We start from the raw sequence: 9,715 nt of genomic DNA, 5'->3' as shown, positions 1-9,715 counted from the left end.
GTAGTGCAGATCGTTGCCAGTGCGGCCGACCGTGCACAACGCGGTATTGCCCGCCGTCACGCCGGACAGCGCAACGGACTTCTTCGGCTTGAAACCGCCCGTGGCGGTGGTGTTGTCTGCTTCGCTCATGTGTTCGTCTCCTGGGTGCGTTATCTCTGGGCGGAAAACAGCTGGTCGAGCTTGTCTTCGTAGGCGTGATAGCCGAGGTACTTGTACAGGTCCGCGCGCGATTGCATGGTGTCGACGGCAGCCTTTTGCGTGCCGTCGCGCCGCACGGTTTCATAGAAGTTCAGCGCCGCCGCGTTCATCGCGCGATATGCGCCGCAGCAGTACAGCGCAATATCGACATTCGCGTCCTTCAGTTCATCGACGGTGAAGAAAGGTGTCGAACCGAACTCGGTCAGGTTCGCGAGAATCGGCACCTGCACCGCCGCCTTGAAGCGCCGGTAGTCGTCGAGCGTCTTCATCGCCTCCGGGAAAATCATGTCCGCGCCGGCTTCGACATAAGCGACCGCGCGCTCGATCGCGGCATCGATGCCTTCGACAGCCGCCGCATCCGTGCGCGCCATGATGACGAAGGAGGCGTCGGTGCGGGCATCGACGGCCGCCTTGACGCGATCCACCATCTCGCCCTTCGAGACGACTTCCTTGCCCGGACGATGGCCGCAGCGCTTCTGTCCGACCTGATCCTCCATGTGCACGGCCGCCACACCGGCCTTGATGAACGAGCGGACCGTGCGCGCGATGTTGAACGCGCCGCCCCAGCCCGTATCGATATCGACCATCAGCGGCAGCGACGATGCATCCGTGATGCGCCGCGCGTCGGTCAGCACGTCTTCCATGGTGCTGATGCCGAGATCCGGCATGCCGAGCGAGTTCGCGGCGACGCCGCCGCCCGACAGATACAGCGCCTTGAAGCCGACGGCCTCGGCCATCTTCGCCGCATAGGCGGTAATGGCGCCGACGACCTGCAAGGGGGATTCGTCCTGGACGGCCTGGCGGAAGCGCGCGCCGGCAGTCTGTTCGAGTGGGGAAGTTGAATTCAAGTTGATGTCTCCTTGGAAGGCTCCGATCGTTTGCAAAATCCCTGCCATGTGGGGCGGGCGGTGTAAGCCGTTGATTTGCCTGAACTTGGCTGCCTGCCTCGCACGCTCGGTGATTTCAGGAATGAAATTCCTGTTTCGGAATGGGAACGCGTGGGTTAGGCTAAGAGTTTTAGAAGAAACAGCCCAACATGAAACCCGAAACCGCCTTACGCCCCCGCATCTGGGCGGTCGGCATCAGCCGGCTGCGCGACCTGTTCATGGACGTCGGCGAGGAATACGCCGACCGCGCCGATCTCGACGCCATCCCGCTCGGCTACGAAGACGCCGTCACGCGCATCGAGTCCGAAACCGGCGAGCGGCCCGATGTCATCGTCGCGGGCGGTTCGAACGGCGCGTATCTGAAGACGCGCGTGTCGGTGCCGGTGGTGATCGTCAGCCCGACCGGCTTCGACGTGATGCAGGCGCTCGCCAAGGCGCGCCGCGAGGACGCCCGCATGGCGCTCGTCACGCACGGCGAGACGCCGCCGGAGATTCGCCGCTTTCTCGCCGCGTATGCCATCGATGTGGCCTGCGAGTCGTATCGCTCGGCACAGGACGCGGAGCATCTCGTGCTCGATCTGCGCGACCGCGGTATCGACGTGGTCGTGGGCCCGGGCCTCGTGACCGATCTCGCCGCCCGTGCCGGCATGCAGTCGGTGTTTCTCTATTCGCGCACGTCGGTTGCCTCGGCGCTGGAGACCGCGCTCGAAGTCGCGCAGGCGATGCGTCGCGAAGCCGGGCGGCGCGCGCGGCTCGACAACCTGCTGCAACATCTGCGCGACGGCGTCGTGGCGGTCGATGCCGAGGGCCGCATCGAAGCGATCAATCGCCGCCTGCTCGATGCGCTCGGCCTGCCCGATGCCGCCCGCGTCGCCGGCCGTGCGCTGCTCGACGTGGCGCCGGCGCTCGACGGCATCCTGCCCGCGGACGGCGAGGATGTCGTCGGCCATGTGCGCGGCGTCAGCTACGCGATCCATCGCGGGCCGCTCGGCGCGGACGGCGCCACCGGCGGCACGCTGTTCACGTTCCAGGAATCGCGCGCCGTCGAGCGGCTGGACCGGACCCTGCGCGCGCGGCAGGGCGCACAGGAATTCGTCGCACGCTACCGGCTGGAGGCGATCGTCGGCGAGTCGGACGTCATGCAGCGCGTGAAGACGCTGGTGCGCAAGTACGCCACGTCCGACGCCACGCTGCTGATCCTCGGCGAAAGCGGCACCGGCAAGGAAATGGTCGCGCAGAGCATGCATCAGATGAGCCGCCGCAAGGACTTTCCGTTCGTCGCGATCAACTGCGGCGCGTTTCCGGAAGCCTTGCTGGAAAGCGAACTGTTCGGCTATGAGGAAGGCGCGTTCACCGGCGCGCGCAAGGGCGGCCGGGCGGGGCTGATCGAAGCGGCGCATCGCGGCACGCTGTTTCTCGATGAAATCGGCGAGATGCCGTCGTCGCTGCAAAGCCGGCTGCTGCGCGTGTTGCAGGAGCGGGAAGTCGTGCGGCTCGGCTCGACCGAACCGACGCGCGTGGATATCCGCGTGATCGCCGCGACGCATCGGCCGCTGGCGCAGGCCGTGCAGGACGGCTCGTTCCGCGCCGATCTGTTCTATCGAATCAACATACTGAGCATCGCGTTGCCGCCGCTGCGCGCGCGGCCCGGCGATATCGCGCCGCTTGCCGTCGAACTGCTCGCGCAGGCGGCCAGCCGCGATGAAACGCTCGGCAGGCGGCTGCCGGATCGCGATGCGGTCGGCAAGGCGCTTGCGCCCTTGCAGGCGGCGCTGGGCGCCTATCGCTGGCCGGGCAACGTGCGCGAACTGCAGAACGTGATCGAACGTGTCGCCGTGGAGATGGCGCATCTGCCGGGGCGGAGCGGGCGCGAGCCAAAGCTGTCGCTGGACGATTTCGCGGCCCTCGCGCCCGAAGTCTTCGATACGGCGCAGGACGCGGACGCCAACCCCGGCCTGCGCCAGATGAGCCGCACGGCGGAGGCGGATCAGGTCCGCGCCACGCTGAACGAATACGGCGGCGATCGCGATGCGGCGTGCCGGGCGCTCGGCATCAGCAAGACCACGCTGTGGCGCAAGCTGAACGACAAACGCTGACTGGAGTCGGGAAACTACGGAGAAAACGCCTGCCCGGCGGAAAGCTTTCAGAAGGGCACGGTTTCTTATACTTCCTGACATTGCAGGCGATTGTTTCAACAAGCGCCTTGAAGCTGTTCAGGAGACTTTCTCAATGCCGTTCCGAGCACGATCGCTCGTCCGCTGGCTGGTCTGCGTTGCCTTGGCAAGCGCGCTGTGCGCGGCGCAGGCGGCGCGCGCGGAGCCCATCCGGCTGATGACGGGCGGCGTCGCCAAGCTGATCTATCTGCCGGTCATGCTCGCCGACCAGCTCGGCTACTTCCGTCGCGAAGGACTCGACGTGCGCGTGCTGTCGTCGCCGGCGGGCATCGACACGTCCACCGAACTCGTCGCCGGCGCCATTCAGGGCGCGGTCGGTTTCTACGACCATACGATCGGTCTGCAAAGCCGTGGCATGGACGTGCAGTCGGTGATCGTGCTGGGGCGCTCGGCGGGCCTGATCGAACTGACGCGCAGCGCAAGCGCCATGCGCACCATGGCCGATGCCAGAGGCCGCAAGCTTGGCGTGACCGGTTTCGGCTCATCGACGGATTTCCTCACGCGCTATCTGGCGGCCCGCGCGGGCGTGCCGGCTGGCGCCTATACCGTGGTGCCGCTCGCGACCGAAGCGGCGTTCGAGCGGGCGCTCGTGTCGGGTGAAGTCGATGCCGCCATGACCGAGGAACCCACCGCCACGCGTCTTCTGTCGCGCGGCGTGGCGCGGCCGCTGGTGGACTTGCGCAGCATCGCCGACTCGCGCGCGCAACTGGGCGGTTCCTACGTGGGCGCGTGTCTCTACATGCGCCGCGAATGGATCGACGCCCATCCGGATGAAACGGCGCGTCTGGTGCGCGCGATGCTGGCCGCGCTGCGCTTCATCCAGACGCGCAGTGAGCAGGACATCGCGGCCGCGATGCCGGCGGCGCTGAAGGGCGACAACCCGGCCATCTACCGGCAGGCGCTGGCGGTCATGAAACCGGCTTTCTCGACCGACGGGCGCATGCCCGCCGACGCCCCCGCGACCGTGCTCGCGATCCTGGCCGAAGCCGATGCCGAAGTATCGGCGCGGCACGTCGATCTCGCGCGCACGTGGACCGACCGCTTCGTCGCTGCCGCGCAGTAACGCGATTCCACATCACAACGGAGACACGCTCATGCGAGCGATTCAGATTCACGAGTACGGCGGTCCGGAGGTTCTGAGCCGCGTCGAGATCGAGGTGCCGAAGCCGGGGCCGGGCGAGGTGCTGGTGCGCGTCGTCGCGGCGGGCATCAACTTCATGGACGTCCATACGCGCCAGGGCAAGTATCGTGATTCGCGCACCTATCCCGTGCGCCTGCCGTGCACGCTCGGCATGGAAGGCGCGGGCGAGGTGGTGGAATGCGGCGCGGGCGTCACGTCATGCCGTCCGGGCGACCGGGTGGCGTGGTGCATCGCGTGGGGCGCGTATGCGGACTACGCGGTGATTCCGGCGGCACGTCTTGCGCGCTTGCCGGACGGCATCGCCTACGACGTGGCCGCCGCCGCGATCTTCCAGGGTTCCACGGCGCACTATCTGCTCGACGATGTCGCGCAACTTCAAGCCGGCATGACCTGCCTCGTACATGCGGCGTCGGGCGGCATCGGACAGTTGCTCGTGCAACTGGCGAAGCGGCGCGGCGTGCAGGTGTTCGCGACGACCAGCACCGCCGACAAGGCCGCCATCGCCCGCGAGCGCGGCGCCGATCACGTGCTGCTCTACGAGCACGGCGGCTTTGCGGATCGGGTGCGCGAACTGACCGATGGACGCGGCGTCGACGTGGTGTTCGATGCCGTCGGCAGGACGACCTTGCGCGACAGCTTCCGCGCGACGCGCGTGCGCGGGCTGGTGGTGAACTACGGTTCGGTGACAGGCCCGATGCGCGATCTCGATCCGTATGAACTCGGCGAAGCGGGTTCGCTGTTCCTGACGCGGCCGCGCCTCGCCGACCATCTCGCCGATGCCGCGACCGTGCAGCGCCGCGCCGACGATGTCTTCGCCGCCATCCAGCAAGGCGCGCTGCGTGTGGAGATCAACGGCCGCTACACGCTGGACGACGTCGAACTGGCGCATGCGGCGCTCGAAGAGCGGCGTCAGTCCGGCAAGGCCGTGATGGCGATCGCCTAGGCTTCAACTTTTCCCAATTCATCCGGCGACGCTCAAGCGTCGCCGGTGCCCCAACTCGTCCTTTCGCTATCCGAGGATGCTGATGAAAACCGATATTCCGAATCGCTCCGAATCGCCGTTCCGCTCCGTCTTTCGCGTGGTCAGCGGCAATTTCCTGGAGATGTACGACTTCACCGTCTACGCGTATTACGCGAGCGCCATCGCGCATACCTTCTTTCCGGCCGAGAACGAATTCGTCTCGCTGCTGCTCGCGCTGTCGGTGTTCGGCGCGGGCTTCGTGATGCGCCCGATCGGCGCGCTCGTCCTCGGCGCCTATGTGGACCGGCACGGACGCCGCAAGGGGCTGATCCTGTCGCTCTCGCTGATGGCGGTCGGCACCGCGTGCGTGGCGCTCGTGCCGGGTTATGCGGCCATCGGCATCGCGGCGCCGGTGGTCGTGCTGTTCGGGCGCCTGCTGCAAGGCTTCTCGGCGGGCGTGGAGCTGGGCGGCGTCTCGGTCTATCTCGCCGAGATCGCGACGCCCGGCCGGCGCGGCTTCTTCTGCTCGTGGCAGTCGGGCAGCCAGCAGGTCGCGGTGATCTTCGCGGCATCGCTGGGCGTGCTGCTCAATCAGACCCTGCCGCCCGCCGACGTCAACGCCTGGGGCTGGCGCATCCCGTTCCTGATCGGCTGCCTGATCGTGCCGTTCCTGTTCCTGATCCGCCGCACGCTGCGCGAGACCGATGAGTTCGCGGCCCGCAAGCATCATCCGTCGATGAGCGAGATCATGAAGTCGATGGTGCAGAACGCCGGCCTGATTCTCGGCGGCATGGGGCTCGTCATCATGACCACGGCGTCGTTCTATCTGATCACCACCTACACGCCGACCTTCGGCAAGAACGTGCTCCATCTGTCGTCGATGGATTCGCTCATCGTCACCGTTTGCGTGGGTCTCTCGAACCTCATCTGGCTGCCGGTGTCGGGCGCGGTGTCGGACCGTTTCGGACGCCGTCCCATCCTGCTGCTCTTCACTGTGCTGACCATCCTCACGGCCTATCCGGCGATGCAATGGCTGGTCGCGGCGCCTTCGTTCGAGCGTCTGCTGGCGGTGGAACTGTGGCTCTCGGTGCTCTATGCGTGGTACAACGGTGCGATGGTGGTCGCGCTCACCGAGCTGATGCCGGCGCACGTGCGCACGACCGGTTTCTCGATGGCCTATAGCCTCGCCACGCTGGTGGGCGGCTTTACGCCGGCCATCTCGACCTCGCTGATTCACTTCACCGGCGACAAGGCCGCGCCCGGCGCGTGGATGGCCGTGGCGGCCGTGTGCGGCGCGGTGGCGACGCTGGTGCTGTACCGCTCGCGCGAGGCCCGCAACGGCTACAGGTGGCACGGCGTGACCGAGCAATGAAACTGCTGCTGATCGAAGACAATCATCAACTGGCGCACTGGCTCGCGAGAACCCTGACCGACGAGGGCTTTCTCGTCGAGCACGCGCCGGACGGCGAAGCGGCCGAGGCGTCGCTCGCCGGCACGCGCTACGACGTCGTGCTGCTGGACCTCAACCTGCCGGGGATGTCGGGCAAGGCGGTGCTGCGGCGCATGCGCGACGGCGCCAACGACACGCCCGTGCTGGTGCTGACGGCCACGGGCGATATCGGCGAGAAGGTCATCTGCCTGAGCGACGGCGCGGATGATTACGTCGTCAAGCCCTTCGACGACCGCGAACTGGTCGCGCGCATCAAGGCACTGGCGCGGCGTCACGCGCCGGTGCGCTCGAACCGCCTGCGCTGCGGCACGCTGCTGTACGACATGGACCGCCGCCAGTTCTTCGTCGACGACGACGCGCTCTCCCTCACGCCGCGCGAGCACGCGGTGCTCGAAGCGCTGATCCTGCAGGCCGGGCGCACGGTATCGAAGGCGGTGCTGGCGGAAGCGGTGGACGACCGCGATGCGCCGCCGAGCGGCGATGCCATCGAAATCTATATCTCGCGGCTCAGGAAGAAGATCGAGAAGAGCACGGCGGCGATCATCACGCTGCGCGGGCTCGGCTATCTGCTGGAACATGAAGAGCCGCACGCGTAGCCTGCGCACGCGGCTGCTGCTCTGGCTCATCGTGCCGATGACGGCCTTCGGCCTGATCGCGGCCTGGATCACGCATGCCAACGCGCGCCGCACCGCCGACCTGCTGCAGGACGCGGCGCTGCTGGCCGCCGCCCGCGTGCTCGCCGCCGATGTGCGCTGGAGCGGCGACGACCTGGTGGCGTCGGTGTCGCCGAGCACGATCCAGATCGTCGGCACGCCGGAGGGCGATCAGGTGTTCTATCGCGTGCAGATTGCAGGCGGCGCGGTGATCGCGGGCACGTCCGATTTTCCGGGCCTGCCGCTCGCCGGCCTGCCGCAGTGGTACGACGCGCGCGTGTCCGGACTGCCGGTGCGCGCGGTGTCGCTGACGCGGCCGATGTTCGACGCGGGACGCACCGTCGAGGTGGTCGTCTCCGTGGGACGCACGCAGGCGGCGCGCGACGCGCTCGTCGCCTCGCTGTGGAAGCCGCAGCTCGCCTATATCCTCGGCAGCATCGCCGTGGCGATGGCGCTGATCTGCGCGGGTCTCGCGCTGGAACTGAGGCCGCTCGAACGGCTCGCCGCCGCGCTCACCGCGCGTCCCCGGCAGGGCCGCAACCGCATCGACGCCACCGATCTGCACGCCGAGTTGCAGCCGCTGGTCGCAGCCTTCAACGCGTCGCTCGACGTCATCGAGCAGCAGAGCGCGACGCAGCGGCGCTTCATCGCCGACGCCGCGCATCAGATTCGCACGCCGCTCACGCTGCTCGGCTCGCAGCTTCAGTACGCGCGCCGTCAGCACAATCTCGACGAAGTGCGCGAGACGCTCGCGGCCATGCATCACAGCAATCGCGCGATGGTCGCGCTGATCAATCAGTTGCTGATGCTGGCGCAGGCCGAATCGGCCGATTACACGCGGTTCGAGCGAGAGTCCGTCGACCTGAAGGACGTGATCGCGCGCGCGGTGGAGAAGCTGGCGCTGGCGGCGAGCCGTCGCGACATAGAACTGGCCGTGTCCTTCGAGGACGCCGCGCTCGTCGTCAGAGGCAGCGAGCCGTTGCTGTCGGCGGCGCTTTCCAATCTTGTCGATAACGCGATCCGCTATTCGCCCGACGGCACGCGCGTCACGGTCGAAGCGCGGCGCGTGGACGATGCGGTGTTTGTATGCGTCCTCGACGAAGGTCCGGGCATTCCGGCGGAACTGCGCGAGCGGGTGTTCGAGCCGTTTTTCCGGGCGTCGGAGGAAGAGGGCAGTGGACTCGGGCTCGCCATCGCGCGGGAGATCGTGCGGGCGCATGGCGGGACGATCGAGATCGGTGAAGCTGCGCCGGAGCGGGGCGCGAAGTTCACGGTGATCCTGCGGGGGTGACGGCAAGCGGCGGCGGGCCGCCGTCCGCCACGGACTGCCCCTTCAGCCAGTCGAGCACGGCCTGCGCGCTCGCGGACAGCGTCCGTTCGCTGGAGACGGCCAGATGGTAGGTATGGCCGTCGATGCCCGGTCCGAACGGCTGATGCAGATGGCCGGAAGCCAGTTCTTCCGCAACCAGCGCCTGGCTGACCAGCGCGATGCCCTGACCGGCCACGGCTGCCTGAATCGCGTGGCCTTCGTCCGAGAAGCGCAACTCGCCCGCCGATTTCGACACCGCCAGACCCGCCTCGGCGAACCAGCGCTCCCAGGTGGGATTGCGCGGATCGGAGCGATGCCAGTCGAAGCAGATCAGCGGCCAGCGCGCGAGATCATCGACTGAACGCACGCCGAGACGCGGATTGGCCACCGGCGCGAACCAGTCCGCGAACAGCGCTTCGGTGATGAGGCCCGGATAGGGGCCGCGTCCGTAACGAATCGCGATGTCGATGGCGGTCGAGCGCAGATCCACGGGTTCATCCGAAGCCTGCAATTGCAGGTCGATGCCCGGCAGGCTTTCGCGAAACCGCGTCATGCGCGGGACGAGCCATTTCACAGTGAACGCGTTCGTCGCCGAGATGACCACGCGCGGCCGCTGACGCAGCTGCGTCAGCCGGGCGAGCGCCGCCTGGAAAGCGTCGAAACCGTCGCGCAAGACCGGATAAAGCTGCGCGCCCGCATCGGTCAGCGTCACCCGGCGCACCTGACGGCTGAACAGCGACGCGCCGATCTGCTGCTCCAGGCCCCGGATCTGATGACTGATGGCCGTCGGCGTGACGGCGAGTTCGTCGGCGGCGGCCTTGAAGCTGCCGAGGCGAGCGGCGGCTTCGAACGCGCGAAGCGCTGAGAGCGGCAGGGAATGTCGGTGCATGGGCGCTTCGGTAGGCTCGGGATAGATGAGATCGGCTCATCTTACAGCTGACT

Annotated in this window: 8 protein-coding genes and 1 pseudogene; 6 read left to right on the top strand and 3 right to left on the bottom strand. The window is 67.4% G+C overall.

What is annotated here, in order from left to right; translation table 11 throughout:
- Together QCE62_RS11495 and prpB are read right to left on the bottom strand one after the other, a co-directional pair.
- A pseudogene (locus QCE62_RS11495) lies at positions 1-129 on the bottom strand (2-methylcitrate synthase); the annotation flags it as partial.
- 20 nt (positions 130-149) lie between these two features.
- The gene (gene prpB / locus QCE62_RS11490) at positions 150-1,082 is read right to left on the bottom strand and encodes a methylisocitrate lyase (RefSeq protein ID WP_409017826.1); all 933 of its coding nucleotides are present in this window, start codon (positions 1,080-1,082) and stop codon (positions 150-152) included.
- 152 nt (positions 1,083-1,234) lie between these two features.
- Here prpB and prpR point away from each other — a divergent pair, with 152 nt between their 5' ends.
- The 6 genes from prpR (at position 1,235) to QCE62_RS11460 (ending at position 8,755) form a co-directional block, all read left to right on the top strand.
- The gene (prpR, locus tag QCE62_RS11485) at positions 1,235-3,181 is read left to right on the top strand and encodes a propionate catabolism operon regulatory protein PrpR (RefSeq protein ID WP_309917850.1); all 1,947 of its coding nucleotides are present in this window, start codon (positions 1,235-1,237) and stop codon (positions 3,179-3,181) included.
- A gap of 133 nt (positions 3,182-3,314) precedes the next feature.
- Positions 3,315-4,322, top strand: a complete 1,008-nt coding sequence (locus tag QCE62_RS11480; protein ID WP_309917847.1) for an ABC transporter substrate-binding protein — start codon at positions 3,315-3,317, stop codon at positions 4,320-4,322.
- Positions 4,323-4,353: 31 nt separating this feature from the next.
- Positions 4,354-5,343 carry a quinone oxidoreductase gene (locus tag QCE62_RS11475; RefSeq protein ID WP_309917845.1) on the top strand — a complete coding sequence of 330 codons (990 nt, stop codon included), beginning with the start codon at positions 4,354-4,356 and terminating at the stop codon, positions 5,341-5,343.
- 82 nt (positions 5,344-5,425) lie between these two features.
- Positions 5,426-6,733 carry an MFS transporter gene (locus QCE62_RS11470; protein ID WP_309812840.1) on the top strand — a complete coding sequence of 436 codons (1,308 nt, stop codon included), beginning with the start codon at positions 5,426-5,428 and terminating at the stop codon, positions 6,731-6,733.
- The gene (locus QCE62_RS11465; RefSeq protein ID WP_309812846.1) at positions 6,730-7,407 is read left to right on the top strand and encodes a response regulator transcription factor; all 678 of its coding nucleotides are present in this window, start codon (positions 6,730-6,732) and stop codon (positions 7,405-7,407) included. The genes QCE62_RS11470 and QCE62_RS11465 overlap by 4 nt, the downstream gene beginning before the upstream one ends.
- Entirely contained in the window at positions 7,388-8,755 is a 1,368-nt protein-coding gene (locus tag QCE62_RS11460; RefSeq protein WP_309917842.1) for a sensor histidine kinase, read from the top strand. The genes QCE62_RS11465 and QCE62_RS11460 overlap by 20 nt, the downstream gene beginning before the upstream one ends.
- On the opposite strand, the gene QCE62_RS11455 is transcribed toward QCE62_RS11460, so the two are convergent.
- On the bottom strand, positions 8,733-9,662 hold the full coding sequence (locus QCE62_RS11455; protein ID WP_309917839.1) for a LysR substrate-binding domain-containing protein: 930 nt from the start codon (positions 9,660-9,662) through the stop codon (positions 8,733-8,735). The genes QCE62_RS11460 and QCE62_RS11455 overlap by 23 nt on opposite strands.
- Between the last annotated feature and the right edge of the window lie 53 nt (positions 9,663-9,715).

Source organism: Caballeronia sp. LZ033, assembly GCF_031451265.1.
In the GTDB taxonomy this organism is placed as follows: Bacteria; Pseudomonadota; Gammaproteobacteria; order Burkholderiales; family Burkholderiaceae; genus Caballeronia.
Note: the sequence above shows the minus strand (reverse complement) of the source record. Positions and strands in the feature narration are given on the sequence as shown.

Bases quoted from the DNA above. Each gene is read 5' to 3' on its own strand.
- QCE62_RS11465 (WP_309812846.1), top strand. From the start codon at position 6,730: ATGAAACTGCTGCTGATCGAAGACAATCATCAACTGGCGCACTGGCTC.
- QCE62_RS11455 (WP_309917839.1), bottom strand. From the start codon at position 9,662: ATGCACCGACATTCCCTGCCGCTCTCAGCGCTTCGCGCGTTCGAAGCC.
- QCE62_RS11460 (WP_309917842.1), top strand. From the start codon at position 7,388: ATGAAGAGCCGCACGCGTAGCCTGCGCACGCGGCTGCTGCTCTGGCTC.
- QCE62_RS11475 (WP_309917845.1), top strand. From the start codon at position 4,354: ATGCGAGCGATTCAGATTCACGAGTACGGCGGTCCGGAGGTTCTGAGC.
- QCE62_RS11480 (WP_309917847.1), top strand. From the start codon at position 3,315: ATGCCGTTCCGAGCACGATCGCTCGTCCGCTGGCTGGTCTGCGTTGCC.
- QCE62_RS11470 (WP_309812840.1), top strand. From the start codon at position 5,426: ATGAAAACCGATATTCCGAATCGCTCCGAATCGCCGTTCCGCTCCGTC.
- prpR (WP_309917850.1), top strand. From the start codon at position 1,235: ATGAAACCCGAAACCGCCTTACGCCCCCGCATCTGGGCGGTCGGCATC.